General features: G+C 74.1%; 10 protein-coding genes and 2 pseudogenes. 4 read left to right on the forward strand and 8 right to left on the reverse strand.

Going from position 1 to position 15,583, the window contains the following annotated elements; all coding sequences use genetic code 11:
• Nucleotides 1-230, forward strand: a pseudogene (locus tag TEK04_RS15325) (hypothetical protein); the annotation flags it as partial.
• 16 nt (nucleotides 231-246) lie between these two features.
• Here the strand turns inward: TEK04_RS15325 and TEK04_RS15330 are convergent.
• From TEK04_RS15330 to TEK04_RS15360, 7 genes and pseudogenes are all read right to left on the reverse strand, one after another.
• Entirely contained in the window at nucleotides 247-522 is a 276-nt protein-coding gene (locus TEK04_RS15330; protein WP_336405312.1) for a hypothetical protein, read from the reverse strand.
• Nucleotides 523-586: 64 nt separating this feature from the next.
• Nucleotides 587-943, reverse strand: a pseudogene (locus TEK04_RS15335) (tetratricopeptide repeat protein); the annotation flags it as partial.
• A gap of 120 nt (nucleotides 944-1,063) precedes the next feature.
• Nucleotides 1,064-2,308 carry a guanine deaminase gene (locus TEK04_RS15340; protein WP_336405222.1) on the reverse strand — a complete coding sequence of 415 codons (1,245 nt, stop codon included), beginning with the start codon at nucleotides 2,306-2,308 and terminating at the stop codon, nucleotides 1,064-1,066.
• Entirely contained in the window at nucleotides 2,305-3,102 is a 798-nt protein-coding gene (gene xdhC, locus TEK04_RS15345) for a xanthine dehydrogenase accessory protein XdhC (RefSeq protein ID WP_336405223.1), read from the reverse strand. Before xdhC ends, TEK04_RS15340 begins: the two co-directional genes overlap by 4 nt.
• 16 nt (nucleotides 3,103-3,118) lie before the next feature.
• Nucleotides 3,119-5,533, reverse strand: coding sequence for a xanthine dehydrogenase molybdopterin binding subunit (gene xdhB, locus TEK04_RS15350; protein WP_336405224.1), 2,415 nt, complete (start codon nucleotides 5,531-5,533; stop codon nucleotides 3,119-3,121).
• Nucleotides 5,530-6,936 (reverse strand): xanthine dehydrogenase small subunit, encoded by a 1,407-nt coding sequence (locus tag TEK04_RS15355; RefSeq protein ID WP_336405225.1) that lies wholly within the window; start codon nucleotides 6,934-6,936, stop codon nucleotides 5,530-5,532. Before TEK04_RS15355 ends, xdhB begins: the two co-directional genes overlap by 4 nt.
• Nucleotides 6,937-6,943: 7 nt before the next feature.
• Nucleotides 6,944-7,969 carry a TerC family protein gene (locus TEK04_RS15360; protein ID WP_336405226.1) on the reverse strand — a complete coding sequence of 342 codons (1,026 nt, stop codon included), beginning with the start codon at nucleotides 7,967-7,969 and terminating at the stop codon, nucleotides 6,944-6,946.
• 265 nt (nucleotides 7,970-8,234) lie between these two features.
• Here TEK04_RS15360 and TEK04_RS15365 point away from each other — a divergent pair, with 265 nt between their 5' ends.
• A complete protein-coding gene (locus TEK04_RS15365; protein WP_336405227.1) occupies nucleotides 8,235-10,586 on the forward strand; it encodes a penicillin-binding protein in 2,352 nt (783 codons plus the stop codon).
• A gap of 91 nt (nucleotides 10,587-10,677) precedes the next feature.
• On the opposite strand, the gene TEK04_RS15370 is transcribed toward TEK04_RS15365, so the two are convergent.
• The gene (locus TEK04_RS15370) at nucleotides 10,678-12,492 is read right to left on the reverse strand and encodes an NAD(P)-binding domain-containing protein (protein ID WP_336405228.1); all 1,815 of its coding nucleotides are present in this window, start codon (nucleotides 12,490-12,492) and stop codon (nucleotides 10,678-10,680) included.
• A 125-nt stretch (nucleotides 12,493-12,617) separates the two neighbouring features.
• Between TEK04_RS15370 and TEK04_RS15375 the strand changes: the two genes are divergently transcribed.
• Both TEK04_RS15375 and TEK04_RS15380 read left to right on the forward strand, forming a co-directional pair.
• Nucleotides 12,618-13,871 carry a GAF domain-containing protein gene (locus TEK04_RS15375; protein ID WP_336405229.1) on the forward strand — a complete coding sequence of 418 codons (1,254 nt, stop codon included), beginning with the start codon at nucleotides 12,618-12,620 and terminating at the stop codon, nucleotides 13,869-13,871.
• Nucleotides 13,868-15,583: an AMP-binding protein gene (locus tag TEK04_RS15380; RefSeq protein WP_336405230.1), complete on the forward strand. Its 1,716-nt coding sequence runs from the start codon at nucleotides 13,868-13,870 to the stop codon at nucleotides 15,581-15,583. The genes TEK04_RS15375 and TEK04_RS15380 overlap by 4 nt, the downstream gene beginning before the upstream one ends.

Genomic DNA, 15,583 nt, shown 5'->3' on the forward strand with positions numbered 1-15,583 from the left:
ACTGGATCGACGGCGGCGCCACCAGCCTCGAGAACACCGCGTTGCTGTGCGAACGCCACCACACCCAGGTCCACCACGGCTACGCACTGCGATGGGACCCCGACGAGAAGCACTGGCGCACGTTCCGGCCCGGCGGCCGGGAGATCATCACCGGCGTCCTCACCGACACCCGCGGCCACCCACTCCCCGACCTGCACACCGCAGACCCACCCCTGTTCGACCGCAGCTGAGCGTCCGTCGGCTCGGTCAGCCTCCCCAGTGCTTGCTGAGCAGCTGGTCCGCCAGCGCGTCGCCGTCGGCGGACGCGCGCCTGAGCTCTACCTCGGCGCCGACGCGGTCGTCGCGTTCCTCGAGGAGGAGCAACCCGAGGTTCGTACGGCAGTTCATGTCACCCGCCGCGACGCCTGCTCGGTAGGCGAGCTCGGCGGCGTCGACGTCGCCGAACGCTTCCCACTGCAGGTTGCCCAGCGGAAGCATGCACACGACCTCGCCGAGTTCGAGGCCGCGCTGCAGCACGTCCAACGCCTCGTCGAGGCGGTTCGTCCGGACGAGCAGGCCGGAGGACCGCTGTCCCGCCTGCGACGTCTCCGAGCTCGACCAGCACGAGGCCCAGGTTCAGCCGTGCGTCGTCCTCCCCGCCCGCCACGGCGCGCTCGTAGGCGTCGACCGCCAGGTGCGGTCGGCCGAGGTCCGGCAACGTGTTGCCCAGATTGAACGCCCCGATCGCTGACCCGAGCTGTTCGGCCTGTGCGAAGCAGGCCGCCGCCTCCTCCGGGAACCCGGCCTCGGCGAGGTCGCAGCCCCGGTCCAGGAGGTCGTCGGCATCCACGATCGAGAGGATCCCAGTTGATCGCACCTCCCGGTGAACCCATCGCGTCGTGTGTGCAGAGAGCAGCAGTGAGGGCGGACGGGGTGGCCGACGAGGGTGCGAGCAAGCAGGCATAGGAGATCGACGACGTCGTCCAGCAGTGGTCGACCGCACCCGCGGGTGCTCGGCGGGCCGCAGTACGGACCTGCTGCTGCGCGTCCTCGTGCCAACCTCGACGCGAACGGCCCCGCCTGATCAGCCGCGGATGCGGTCGCCGTCGACCCAGACGCCGGCCAGGTCGGGCGGGCCGGCCAGGGCGAAGACCTTGGCGAGGGCGGCGTCGGGGTCGGCGGCGGTGCGCAGGGCGACGTCCAGCGTGCAGCCGGGTTCGGGTCGGACCCACACGGCGTCGAAGCGCATGCCGACCGACAGGTGGCCCACCTCGGGCAGCCCCAGGGCATCCGCACCCGCCGCGGTGGCCAGGTGCAGCAGGTCCGCCGGCGTCAGCGGCTCACCGGCGCCGCCGAGCAGCCGCTGGCCGAAGTAGGCCTGCAACCCCTCCTTGAGCAGGCAGAACCCGGTGCCGGCGCCGACGTCCGAGCCCAGCGCAACCCGCACCCCGGCCGCCCGGTGCCGGCGGAGCGGGAACAGGCCGCTGCCCAGCGCCGCGTTCGAGGTCGGGCAGTGCGCCACCGCCGTCCCGCGCGACCCCAGGACGGCGAGCTCCGCGTCGGTCGGGTGCACGTCGTGGGCCAGCACCGACCCAGGTCCGAGCAGGCCGAACCGGTCGTAGCTGTCCACGTAGCCGCCGTGCAGCTCCGCGACCGCGGCCACCTCGGCCAGGTTCTCGTTCACGTGCGAGGTGAAGAGCGCGCCGTCCACCTCGGCGAGCAGCGATGCGCACGACTCGAGCAACGCGGGCGAGCACGACAGCGAGAACCGCGGCGTCACCGCGTACCGGGCCCGGCCGACCCCGTGCCACGTCTCGGCCAGCGCACGTCCCTCGTCGAGCGCCCGGGACGCCGAGGTGAGCAGCTCGTCGGGCAGCAGCAGGTCGCTGACCACCAGGCCCGACGTCACCCGCAGACCGACCCGCGCCGCCTCGGTGAACAGCGCGTCCACCGCTGTGGCGAAGTGCGAGCCGAACACCAACGCGGTCGTCGTCCCGGCACGGGCCAGGCCGTCGACGAACTCCGCCGCGACCGCTGCGGCGTAGTCGGGCGCCGCAAGCTTGCACTCCTCGGGCAGCGCGCACTCGTCGAGCCAGTCCAGCAGCGGCATCCCCAGCCCGCCGATGGCCCGCACCTGCGGGAAGTGGACGTGGGTGTCCACCAGCCCGGGCAGCACGACGCCCCCGCGCAGGTCGACGTCCGCGGCGGGGAAGTCCGCAGCGGGCCCGCGGGCCACGACCACGCCGTCCTCGACCTGCACGACCCCGTCGAGGGTGCGCAGCGACCCGGCGACCGGGGTGTCCAGGAACGTGCCCCGGTACAGCGTCACGGGGCCACGCGGGCGAAGGCCCCCAGCAGCGAAGCGGCGACGCTGACCGCGATCACCGCGGGGTCCTTGCCCGAGAGCTCCGGCAACCCGATCGGGCAGACGATGCGGTCCGGGTCCGGGGCGCCGTCGGCGACCAGCGTGCGGCGGAACCGCGCCCACTTGCCGGCCGACCCGATCAGCCCGATGGAGGCCAACCCGGGCGTGCGCAGGGCGGCGTCGCAGAGCGCCGCGTCCTCGGCGTGGTCGTGCGTCATCACCAGCACGTGCGCCCCGGCCGGCAGCTCGGCCAGCACCAGCTCGGGCAGCACCGGCACCTGGTGCACGTGCACCGCGGCCAGCGCGTCGTCGAGCACCGCCAGCCGCTCGGGGGTCAGCTGCGCGGGCCGGCTGTCGACCATGTGCAGGTCGAGGTCGTGCCGGGCCAGGATCCGGGCCAGCTCCAGGCCCACGTGCCCGACCCCGAACACCGCGACCGCCGGGACGACGGGCAGCGGCTCGAGCAGCAGCCCGACCTCGCCGCCGCAGCACTGCACGCCGTGCTGGTAGGGCGCCTTGTCCGACAGGGCGACCTCCACGACCTGGGTGCCCCCGCCGGAGGTCAGCAGCTCACGGGCCCGTTCGACCGCGATCGCCTCGAGGTTGCCGCCGCCGACGGTCCCGTACTGCGCCGTCGCGGAGACGACCATCTTGGCGCCGGCCTCCCGCGGGGAGTGCCCGCGCACCGTCGCCACGGTCACCAGCACGCCGGCCTCGCGGCGGTCGCGCAGCGCCTGCACGGCGCGGTCCCAGCGCATCAGGGGTTCGCCCGCATCAGAGCTGGCCCAGCACGCGCTCGGACTCCGGGCGGATCGGGGGGCCGTCGGGGGCCGGCGGCGGGACCGAACCGGGGACGACGTGCGCGCCCTCGGCGGTCCGGGCCGCCTCGACCGCCCAGTACACCGCCTCGGGGGTCGCGGGGGAGGCCAGGTCGACGGTGTGCCCGGCCGGTCCGAAGGCGGCGGCGGCCTGCCGCAGCGCCTCGCGCACCGAGAACGCGAGCATCAGCGGGGGCTCCCCGACGGCCTTGGAGCCGTAGACCGCACCGTCCTCGTGCGCGGCGTCCAGCAGCGAGACCCGGAAGTCCTCGGGCATCTCGGAGAAGCTCGGCAGCTTGTACGTCGACGCCGACGAGGTGGTGATCTTGCCTGTGGTGGCGTCCCAGCGGAGGTCCTCCAGGGTCAGCCAGCCCACGCCCTGCACGAACCCGCCCTCGACCTGGCCGAGGTCGACCAGCGGGGACAGCGAGTCGCCGACGTCGTGCACGATGTCCACCCGCCGCACCCGGTAGGCGCCGGTGAACCCGTCGACCTCGACCTCGGCGGCGGCCACCCCGTAGGCGAAGTACTTGAACGGCTCGCCGCGCATCGCCGCGGAGTCCCAGTGCAGGCCCTCGGTGCGGTAGAAGCCGGCCGCCCACAGCTGCACCCGCGAGAAGTAGGCCAGCCGGACGACGTCCTCCCAGGCCACCGAGGGCCCCTCGGCGTCCAGCCCGCGCACCCGGCCCCCGACGAACCGGACGTCGGCGGCCGGCACGTGCAGCTGCTCGGCCGCGACCTGCGCCAGCCGGGCCAGGATCTGCTCGCAGGCGTTCTTCACCGCGCCGCCGTTGAGGTCGGCACCCGAGCTCGCCGCGGTGGCCGAGGTGTTGGGCACCTTGTCGGTGCGGGTGGGCGCCAGCCGCACCCGGGACAGCGGGACGCCGAGGGCGGTGGCCGCGACCTGCAGCATCTTCGTGTGCAGGCCCTGGCCCATCTCGGTGCCGCCGTGGGTGATGAGCACCGACCCGTCCTTGTAGACGTGCACCAGTGCCCCGCCCTGGTTGAAGGCGGTGAAGTTGAACGAGATGCCGAACTTGACCGGGGTGATCGCCAGACCCCGTTTCACGTGGATCGACCCGGCGTTGAACTGCTCGACCTCGGCGGTCCGGTCGTGGAAGCCCGAGGAGTCCAGCACCTGCTGCCAGGCCTTCTGCAGCCGGTCGGCGTGCCGCACGGGCTGGCCGTAGGGCGTCTCCTGGCCGGGTGCGTAGAAGTTCCGGCGGCGCAGCTCCTCGGCGGTGAACCCCAGCGTCGGGGCGCAGCGGCCCAGCACGTCCTCGATGACCAGCATGCCCTGCGGCCCGCCGAACCCGCGGAACGCCGTCTGCGAGGTCTTGTTGGTCTTCGCGATCCGGCCGTTCACCCGGACGGCGGGGATCCAGTACGCGTTGTCGACGTGGCACAGTGCCCGGGCGAGCACCGGCTCGGAGAGGTCCAGGCTCCAGCCGCCGTCCGAGGTGAGCGTGGCGTCCAGCGCGGTGAGCCGGCCGTCGTCGTCGAACCCGACCCGCCACTGGGCCAGGAACCCGTGCCGCTTGCCGGTCATCGTGATGTCCTGCGCGCGGTTGAGCCGCAGCCGCACCGGTCGGCCGGTCAACCGCGCGCCCAGGGCGGCGATCGCGGCCAGGCCGTGCGGCTGCATCTCCTTGCCGCCGAACCCGCCGCCCATGCGCAGGCACTGGACGGTGACCTCGCTGCTGGCCAGGCCCAGCACGTGGGCGACGATCTCCTGCGTCTCGGTGGGGTGCTGGGTGCTGGACTGCACGAACACCTGGCCGTTCTCGTCGACCTGGGCCAGCGCGCAGTGCGTCTCCAGGTAGAAGTGCTCCTGGCCGGCGAACTCGAACTCGCCGCTGAACACGTGCGCCGACCCGGCCAGCGCCTCCTCGACGTCCGGGCCCCGCAGCAGGGTGGGCTGCCCACCCTGGAAGGACCCCGCGGCCACCGCGTCGCGCACCGTGACCACGGCGGGCAGCTCCTCGACGTCCACCTCGACGGCGACCGCGCCGAGCCGGGCGGCCTCCAGCGTCTCGCCGAGCACCCAGGCCACCGCGTGGCCGTAGAACATCACCTCGTCGGGGAACAGCGGCTCGTCGTGCTTCACGCCCGCGTCGTTCACCCCCGGGACGTCGGCCGCGGTGAGCACCCGGACGACCCCGGGGACGGCGAGCGCGGCCTGCGTGCGGACGTCGGTGACCCGCGCGTGCGCGGCGAGCACCTGCACCGGCCAGGCGTGCAGCACGCCCTCCGTGCGGCCGACCAGGTCGTCGGTGTACAGCGCCCGGCCGGTGACGTGCAGGGCGGCGGCCTCGTGCGGGACGGCGGCGCCGACGACGGCGCCGAGGGGACGTTCGGACAACGCGCTCATGCCGGCACCTCCGACGCAGCGATCTTGAGCAGGGACTGCCGGAGCATCGCCCGGCGGTAGGCGGCGCTGGCCCGGTGGTCGTCCAGCGGGGTGCCCTCGGTGGCGAGCATGTCGGCGGCCGCGGCGACGTCGGGCCAGGCGGCCCCGACCAGGGCCTCCTCGGTGGCGCGGGCGCGGATCGGGGTGGCGGCCACCCCGCCCAGCCCGATCCGGGCCGCCGTGACGACCCCGTCGACCACGTCGAGGCCGACGGCGACCGCGACGCTGGAGATGTCGTCGAACCGGCGCTTGGCGATCTTGGTGAACCCGACGAGGGTGGGCTGCGGCTGCGGGATGCGGACGGCGCGGATCAGCTCGCCCGCCGTCCGCACGCTGCGCCGGTAGCCGGTGAAGTAGTCGGCGAGCGGCACCACGCGCTCACCGGCCGCCGAGACCAGCACCAGGGAGGCGTCGAGGGCCAGCAGGCCGGGGGCGGTGTCGCCGATGGGGGAGCCGGTGCCCAGGTTGCCGCCGAGCGTGGCGCCGTTGCGGATCAGCACCGAGGCGAACTGGGGCAGCAGCAGGTCCAGCAGCGGGACGGCGCCGTCGAGCCGGGTGGCCACCTCGGACAGGGTCACGGCGGCGCCGATCTCGACGACGTCGTCGGTCACCGAGACCCCGCGCAGCTCCGGCAGCCGGTCGATCGCCACCACGTGCGGGGCGCGCAGCCCGCGCAGGTTGACCTCCACGCCGTGGTCGGTGGACCCGGCGACGACGACGGCGTCGGGGTGCTCGGCGAGCACCTGCAGCGCCTCGGCCAGGTCCGCCGGGCGGGTGAACCCGGGGACGTCGGTGGTGGCGGGCGCGGGGGCGGGACGGTCCTGCCGGCCGGCCAGCGCGTCGTCGGCGTTCGGGGAGGCCAGGGCGTAGGCGGCGTCGCGGATCGGCCGGTACCCGGTGCAGCGGCACAGGTTGCCGGAGAGGGCGTGCAGGTCGAAGCCGTTCGCGCCGTGCTCGGCGGTGGGCTCGCCGGGCGCGCGACCGGGCCGGTAGAACTCCGCGGCCATCGAGCAGACGAAGCCCGGGGTGCAGTAGCCGCACTGCGAGCCGCCGCGCACCGCCATCTCCTGCTGCACGGGGTGCAGGTCGTCGGGGGTGCCCAGGCCCTCGGCGGTCACCACCTCCTGGCCGTCGAGCGCCAGCACCGGCACCAGGCAGGCGTTGAGCGCCGTCCAGCGGGTGGGTGTCGTCGTCCCGGGCCGGGCGACCAGCACCGAGCAGGCGCCGCACTCGCCCTCGGCGCAGCCCTCCTTGGCGCCCACCAGGCCGGCTTCGCGCAGCCAGTCCAGGGCGGTCGTGTGCGCGGGGACGGCATGCGGGGTGCTCCTCGGGGTCGGTGCGGGTCTCCAGGGTGCACCCCGCACGTTGCGGTCAGGTCTCGACGTGCCTGCCGGCCCGGCGGAACACCGGCTGCACCGAGGCCAGCTCCTCCTCGGTGGCCCGGCGGAACGGCGGGTCCGCCGGTGCCTCCACGGCGCGGCGACCCTGGCCGCGGGTGGCCCGCAGGCTCGCCCAGACCGAGACGCCCAGGATGGTGGCGATGACCGCCAGGCTGACCGTGGTGGGCACGTAGTAGACGTCGATCTTGAGCGCCATCTTGATGCCGACCCACACCAGCACCAGCGCCAGGCCGGTCTTGAGGTAGACGAAGCGGTGGATGAGGTCGGCGAGCAGGAAGTACATCGCCCGCAGGCCCAGGATCGCGAACGCGTTGGCGGTGAACACCAGGAACGGCTCGTCGGTGACGGCGAAGATGGCCGGGATCGAGTCGACGGCGAACACGACGTCGGTGACCTCGACGAGCACCAGGACCGCCAGCAGCGGCGTGGCGAGCACGGCGCCGCCGCGCCGGACCAGGAACCGCTGGCCGTGGTAGGCGTCGGTCATCGGGACCAGCCGCCGGAACAGCCGCAGGGTGCGGGAGGTCGAGGGGTCGACGTGCTCGTCGCGCTGGCGGAGCATGCGGTACCCGGTGACCAGCAGGAACGCCGCGAACAGGTACAGCACCCAGCCGAAGTTGGCGATCAGCGCCGCACCGCCGGCGATGAACGCGCCGCGCAGCACCAGCGCCCCCAGGACGCCGTAGAACAGCACCCGGTGCTGGTACTCCCGGGGCACCGCGAAGAAGGTGAAGATGATCGCCCAGACGAAGACGTTGTCGACGGCCAGGGACTTCTCGATCAGGTAGCCGGCGTAGTACTGCTGGCCGAGCTCGGCGCCGTAGGTGACCCAGACCCAGGCGCCGAAGCCGACGCCGAGCAGCACCCAGACCGCCGACCAGACCGCGGCCTCGCGCACGCCGATGACGTGCGCCCGCCGGTGGGCGAACAGGTCGACCGCGAGCATGGCGACGATGACGCCGAGCACGGCGATCCACAGCCAGAGGGGGACGTCCACGAGCAGCCTCCAGTCGGTGTGACCAACCGGAGGTCTCCCCCGACCCGGTGCCGGGTCCGCTGCGCCGGGCCCCGACCGCGGGGCCGTACTGACGACAGGAGCGCGCTGGGGGTACTCCCCTCCCGGTCACCAGTGAACTACGGCGCACGGCCGGGCGCCACCCGGTGCGTCGTCCCCGGGGCGGGCTGCGCCCGATCGGGCGGTTGTGGAACGTCGGCGTGCTCTGGTTCTGTGGGTGCCCGGTGACCTGCGAGAAGGGTGCGAGATGAGCGCCGCCCGGCGGATCGGCACGCTCGCCCAGCTGCTGGGCGCCGTCGTGCTGGCTGGGGTCCTGGTGGCCGCCGTCCTCTTCCCGGTGGTCGGCGGCCTGGGGGTGACCGCGCGCAACTCGGCGTCCCTGCTGGACACGCTGCCGGTCGAGCTGACCGACCGCACCCCGGCGGGCAACACCGTCCTGCTGGCGGCCGACGGCGAGCCCATCACGGGGTTCTACGACGAGAACCGCGCCCCGGTCGCCGCCGACCGCATCGCCGACGTCATGAAGCAGGCGATGGTCGCCATCGAGGACGCGAGGTTCTACAGCCACAACGGGCTCGACGTGCAGGGCACGCTGCGCGCCGCGGTCACCAACCTGGTGGCCGGCGACGTGCGGGAGGGCGGCTCGACGCTGACCCAGCAGCTGGTCAAGCAGACGCTGCTGCAGACCGCCGATACGCCCGAGGAGGCCGCAGCCGCCACCGAGCAGACGATCGACCGCAAGCTGCGCGAGGCCCGGTTGGCCCTGGCGCTGGAGGAGACCTACTCCAAGGACGAGATCCTCACCCGGTACCTCAACATCGTGTACTTCGGGCAGAACGCCTACGGCGTGCAGGCCGCCGCGCGCATCTACTTCTCCGTCGACGCGGTCGACCTCTCGCTGCCGCAGGCCGCGATGCTCGCCGGGCTGGCCCAGAGCCCCACCAACGACGACCCCACGGTGAACCCCGAGGCGGCGACCACCCGGCGCAACCAGGTGCTCGACCGCATGGCCGAGCTGGGCATGGTGCCGGCCGACCAGGTGGCCGCCGCGCAGGCCGAGCCCATCGTGCTGACCCTGGGCGCCCCTCCGCCGCGGGGGTGCGTGCAGGCCTCGGTCGGGCCCTTCGTCTGCGACTTCGTGCAGCGCTACCTCACCCAGACCCTCGGCCTGACCCAGGAGCAGCTCGAGCACGACGGCCTGACCGTGCAGACCACGCTGGACCCCGAGCTGCAGCGCGCCGGGGACGCCGCGGTGCTCGAGACCCTGCCCATGGGCGACTCGCTGGCCGGGATGTTCACCGCCGTGGAGCCGGGCACCGGGCACCTGCTGGCGATGAGCGTCAACCGCGTCTTCGGCTACGACGTCACCGACCCGGCGCAGGAGTCCTACAACCTCAACGTCGCCGCCAGCCAGGGGTCGGGGTCGACCTACAAGGTGTTCACCGCCGCGGCCGCGCTGGCCAGGCAGTACTCGCAGTACTACACGCTGACGACGTCGGACCCCTACGTCTCCCGGGTCTACCGCGACGGACCCGAGCCCTACGACGTCGAGAACGCGGGCCGGTACGCGGCCACCCTCGACCTGTCCACGGCGCTCTACCAGTCCTCCAACACCTACTTCCTCGCGCTGGAGGACGCCCTCGGCAGCGTCGAGGAGCCGGTGCGTATGGCCGAGGCGGCCGGGCTGTTCCAGTTCAGCCGCCCGGGCCTGGCGCAGCAGATCATCGACGAGAACCGCGGTTCGTTCACCTTCGGCGCCGAGGAGACCAGCCCGCTCGCGCTGGCCAGCGCCTACTCGACCTTCGCGGCCAGCGGCACCCGCTGCCTGGTCACCCCGGTCACCGCGGTGCTCGACCGGTTCGGCCAGCCGCTGCTGGGCGCCGACGGCCAGCCCGTCGTGCGCGGTGACCAGTGCACGCCCGAGGCCATCCCACCGGGGGTGGCCACCACCGTGAACCAGATCCTGCGCCGCGACGTCGAGCCCGGGAACCCGGGCCAGACCGGGTCGCGGGCCTACGTCCCCGGCCACCAGATCGCCGGCAAGACCGGGACCTCCCAGGACAACTTCTCGGCCGCCTTCGTCGGCTACACGCCCGAGATCGCGGCCAGCGTCATGGTGCTCAACCCCAAGCAGAACCAGGACGTCGGCGGCTTCGGCGGCAACAAACCGGCCACCATCTGGCGCGCGGCGATGGCGCCGGTGCTCGACGCCCGCGGCAGCGGTGAGTTCCCGCCGGCCGACCCCGCCGTCGTCAACGGCAACACCCGACCGGTGCCCGGCTGCCAGTCGGTGTCGGCGTGCCGCAGCGTCCTCGCCGGGGCCGGTTTCGTGCCGCGGACGGTGACCGTGGACGGCGACCGCCCGGCCGGCGCCCTGCTGGGCACCAGCCCGCCGGCCGGCGGTCGCGCGGTGGTCGGCCAGGTCGTCACCATCCGGGTCAGCAACGGCTCGGCCTACACCCCGCCCGCCCCGCGGCCGCAGCCTCAGCCGCCGCCGGCGCCCGAACCCGCCCCGGCCCCGGCCCCGGCTCCAGGCCCTGCGCCACCTGCCCCGCCGGGCGCTGGCCCGCCGTCCGTCCCGGGGCAACCCGTCGCCTGAGCCGCCCCGGGCAGGCATGGGAGCCCAGGCACCCGGTCACCGGCGTCGTCACCGGGTGCATGGGCTCCCATGCCGCCGTGGGGCGCGCCCCTCAGCTCGTGTGGTGGACGGCGGCCGGCTCGCTCACCGGCGTGGGGATGCCCTCGTACCGGGCCTTGAGCTGCAGGGCCAGGTACAGGGAGTAGTGCCGGGACTGGTGCAGGTTGCCGCCGTGCATCCACAGCTGCGGGACGGCGGTGGGCTTCCACATGTTGCGCTGCTCGCCCTCCCACGGGCCCGGGTCCTTGGTCGTGTCCGACCCGAGGCCCCAGACCTTGCCCAGCCGGTCGGCGGTCTGCTGGTCGACCAGGTCGGCGACCCAGCCGTTCATCGAGTCGTAGCCGGTGGCGTAGACGACCAGGTCGGCGGGCAGCTCGGTGCCGTCATCGGTCACGACGGCGTCCTCGGTCAGCTCGCGCACCTGACCGCCGACGAGCGTCACCGACCCGTCCGCGATGAGCTCGGAGGCCCCCACGTCGATGTAGTAGCCCGAGCCCCGGCGCAGGTACTTCAGGAACAGCCCCGAGTCGTCGTCGCCGAAGTCGAGCTGGAAACCGGCCTTCTCCAGCCGGGCGTAGAACTCGGCGTCGTCGATGCGGATCTGGTCGTAGAGCGGCTTCTGGAACTCGCCCATGATCCGGTAGGGCAGGGAAGCGAAGGTCAGGTCGGCCTTGTGCGTGGTCATCCCGTTCGCCACGGCGCTCTCGGAGTACAGGCCCTCCATCGTGCCCAGCAGCGAGGCGCTGGTGACGATGTGCGTCGAGCTGCGCTGCACCATCGTGACGTCGGCGCCGTGCTCCCACAGCGCGGCGCAGATGTCGTGCGCCGAGTTGTTCGACCCGACGACCACCACCTTCTTCCCCCGGTAGGCCTCCGGGCCCGGGTGCTGGGACGAGTGCTGCTGCTCGCCGCGGAACCGGTCCATCCCGGGGAAGCTCGGCATGCGGGCCTTGCCGCTCATGCCGGTGGCGAACACCAGCTGGGTGGGGTGCAGCGTCAGCCGCTCGCCGTCCCGCACGACCTCGACGCTCCAGGTCCCGGCCGCCTCGTCGAACGACGCCGACTCGACCGTGGTGGAGCTCCAGTAGTTCAGCTCCATGACCTTCACGTACATCTCCAGCCAGTCGCCGATCTTGTCCTTCGGCGCGAACACCGGCCAGTTCTCCGGGAACGGCAGGTAGGGCAGGTGGTCGTACCAGACCGGGTCGTGCAGGCAGAGGGACTTGTAGCGGCTGCGCCACTGGTCGCCGGGCCGGGCGTGCTTGTCGACCACGATCGTGGGGACGTCGAGCTGCCGCAGCCGGGCGCCGAGGGCGATGCCCCCCTGACCCCCGCCGATGACCAGCACGTACGGCTGCTGCGTGTACCCCAGCTCGGCGGCCTCCGCGTCCCGGCGCTCCAGCCAGGTCTGCCGGTCCTTGTTCGCCCCGTGCTCGGCGCCCATCGGCCGGTCGCGGCCCGCCTTCTCCTCGTGGCCGGTCAGCTCGTACAGGGTGGTGAGCAACGTCCAGGCCTTGCCGTCCTGGAGCCGCAGATGGCCGCGCCCGCGCCCGACGGCGGTCTCGAAGTGGAGCCACGCCTCGTCGACGCCGTCCGCGCCGGTGGGCTCCTCGCCCTCGGTCACCCGGAAGCCGGTGGGGTCGACGCGGTCGAGCACCTCGGTCAACCGCTCGCGGACGGCGTCGCGGCCCTCGGCGGTGGTGATGTTCCAGGTGAACGCGACCAGGTCCCGCCAGAAGCAGGTCGGGGCGAACAGCTCGACCGCGGCGTCCACGTCGCGGGCGGTGAGCGCGGCCTGGAAGGCCTGCAGCCACGCCTCGACCCGGCCGGCCGGGGTGTCGGTGGGGCGTTCGAGGGTCTGGGTCATGCGGGTGCCTCCTCGCTCGGGGCGGCCTCGTCGCCGTCCCCGGGTCCATGCGACACCCGTGCACGACGCTGCGGCAGGGTTGCAGAGGGTTGCGCAGATCGTGGTCCACGTCACAGGCTGGGGTCGTGGCCCGGCCCCTGATCGACGCGTCGTGGCGGCGGGTGGCCGCCGCCGGGGTCGACCCGGGCGGGGGTCCGGCACCCGCGGTGCTGCCCGACGCCGAGGTGGCCCGCCGGGTGGGCGCGGGCCCGCTGGCGCCGATGATCCCGGTGCTGCGCGAGCGGCTCGAACCGGTGGCCCGGGCCTGCGGCCAGCTGGTCGTGGTGACCGGCGTCGACGGCCGGGTGCTCTGGCAGGGCGGGGCCCCCGAGGTGCGCCGCCGCGCCGACGGGCTGGGCTTCGTGACCGGCGCGGCGTGGGACGAGCCCGCCGTCGGCACCAACGCGATCGGCACCTGCCTGGTGCTGGGCACCCCCGTGGGTGTGCACGGCGGCGAGCACTACGTCGACGGCCACCAGCAGTGGACCTGTGCCGCCGCCCCGCTGCGCGACCCGGTGGGCGGCGGCCTGCTGGGCGTCGTCGACCTCTTCGGCCCGGCGCGCACCGCGCACCCCGGCGCGCTGGCCCTGGTCTCGGCCGTGGCGGCGCTGGCCGAGCACGAGGTGCGGGCCGCGCACGACCGCACGCTGGAGCAGCTGCGCCGGGTGGCCGGCCCGCTGCTGGCCCGGCTCGACGGCCGGGCCCTGGTGCTGGCCCCCGACGGCACCACGGCCGCGGCCACCGGGTTCGCCGGGCCGGCGCGGGTGGTGCTCCCGGCGGACCTGGACGGCGGCCGGCCGGTGCTGCCCGGCCTGGGCCCGTGCCGCGTCGAGCCGGTGCCCGGAGGGTGGCTCGTGCGGGTGGACGACGAGGACGCCGCCGGGGTGGCCACGCACGCCGTCCTGGACCTGTCCGGCGACCGCCCGCGGTTGCGGGTGACCGCCGGGTCGGGGTCCTGGACCGACGTCCTGGGCCTGCGGCACGCCGAGATCCTGCTGGCGGTCGCCGGTGCGCCCGGCGGGCGGACGGCGGCCGAGCTGGCCGAGGACCTGTTCGCCGACCCCTCCCGCACGGTCACCGTGCGCGCGGAGGTGTCCCGGCTGCGCCGCGCGGTCGGCCCGCTGCTGGCGACCCGGCCCTACCGGCTGGCCGAGGGCGTCACCGTCGACGTGCTGCCGCCGGTCGGCCCGCTGCTGCCGGGGTCGGTGGCGCCGGTGGTGCAGCGGGCGCGGGCCGCGCTACCCGCGCACGGGGGTGCCGGGGGTGCCGACGGGCGGGCGATCATGCAGCCCCGCGGGCGCACCGGCGCGCCCGGCGAGCGCGACAGGGGTGCGTTATGACCGCGAGCACGGAGACCGCGACCGATGCCTACCGGGCGGCCCGGGACCAGCTGCTGGCGCTGCGGGGGGACCACGAGCGGGCGCGGGCCGAGTTCGCCTGGCCGCAGCTGGGCGAGCGGTTCAACTGGGCGGTCGACTGGTTCGACGTCGTCGCCCGCGAGGTCGACCGCACGGCGCTGCTGGTCCTGGCCGCCGACGGCACCGCCACCGAGCGCAGCTACGCCGAGCTCTCGCGCAGCTCCGACCAGCTGGCCGGCTGGCTGGCCGAGCGCGGGGTGCGCCGCGGCGACCCGGTCGTGGTCATGCTCGGCAACCAGGTCGAGCTCTGGGAGTCGATGCTCGCGGTGATGAAGCTCGGTGCGGTGATCATGCCGACCACCACCGCGGTCGGGCCGGCCGACCTCGGCGACCGGATCAGCCGCACCGGTGCCCGGCACGTCATCTGCAACGCCGCCGACGTCGCGAAGTTCGCCGACGTCCCCGGCGAGTGCACGCGGATCTCCGTGGGCGCGGCCGAGGGCTGGGCCGACCTGCACGAGGCCGCCGACCGCCCGCACGCCCCGGTCGAGCACCCGGGCACCGCGCCCGGTGACCCGCTGCTGCTGTACTTCACCTCGGGCACCACCTCGCGGCCCAAGCTGGTCGAGCACACCCAGGTCAGCTACCCGGTGGGTCACCTCTCGACCACGTACTGGCTGGGCCTGCAGCCCGGCGACGTGCACCTGAACATCTCCTCGCCGGGGTGGGCCAAGCACGCCTGGTCGTGCTTCTTCGCCCCGTGGATCGCCGAGGGCACCGTCGTCGTCCTCGACTACTCGAAGTTCGACGCCGCGTCGCTGCTCGAGCGGTTGCGCGAGCACCGGGTCACCACCTTCTGCGCCCCGCCCACGGTCTGGCGAATGCTCATCAACGCCGACCTCTCCGGCGGTCCGGGCGAGCTGCGCGAGCTCATCGGCGCCGGCGAGCCGCTGAACCCCGAGGTCATCGAGCAGGTGCGCCGCGCGTGGGGGCTGACGATCCGGGACGGCTACGGGCAGACCGAGACCACCGCACAGGTGGGCAACACACCCGGGTCGGAGGTGCGGCCGGGCTCGATGGGGCGCCCGCTGCCCGGCGTCCCCGTCGTCCTGGTCGACCCGGTCAGCGGGGAGCGGCTGACCGGCCCGGGGGAGGGCGAGATCTGCCTGGACCTGGCGGCCGCCCCGCTGCCGCTGATGACCGGCTACCAGGGCGACCCGGCGAAGAACGCCGAGGCCATGGCCGGCGGGTACTACCACACCGGGGACGTCGCGAGCGTCGACGAGGACGGCTACATCACGTTCATCGGGCGCACCGACGACGTGTTCAAGGCCAGCGACTACAAGATCAGCCCGTTCGAGCTCGAGTCGGTGCTCATCGAGCACCCGGCCGTCGCCGAGGCGGCCGTCGTGCCGGCGCCCGACGCCGTCCGGCTGGCCGTGCCCAAGGCCTACGTGGCGCTCGCGCCCGGGTACGAGCCCACCGAGGAGACGGCGCTGTCGATCCTGCGGTACGCCCGCAAGCACCTGAACCCCTACCAGCGGGTGCGCCGCATCGAGTTCTTCGACCTGCCCAAGACCATCTCGGGCAAGATCCGCCGCGTGGAGCTGCGCGACCGCGAGGTCGAGATCGCCGGGACCGGCAGCGAGCGCGAGTTCCGGGACGACCAGCTGCGGTCGGCGGACCGGACCTGA

Origin of the sequence: Klenkia sesuvii, assembly GCF_037083825.1 — a bacterium.
GTDB classification, from domain to species: domain Bacteria; phylum Actinomycetota; class Actinomycetes; order Mycobacteriales; family Geodermatophilaceae; genus Klenkia; species Klenkia sesuvii.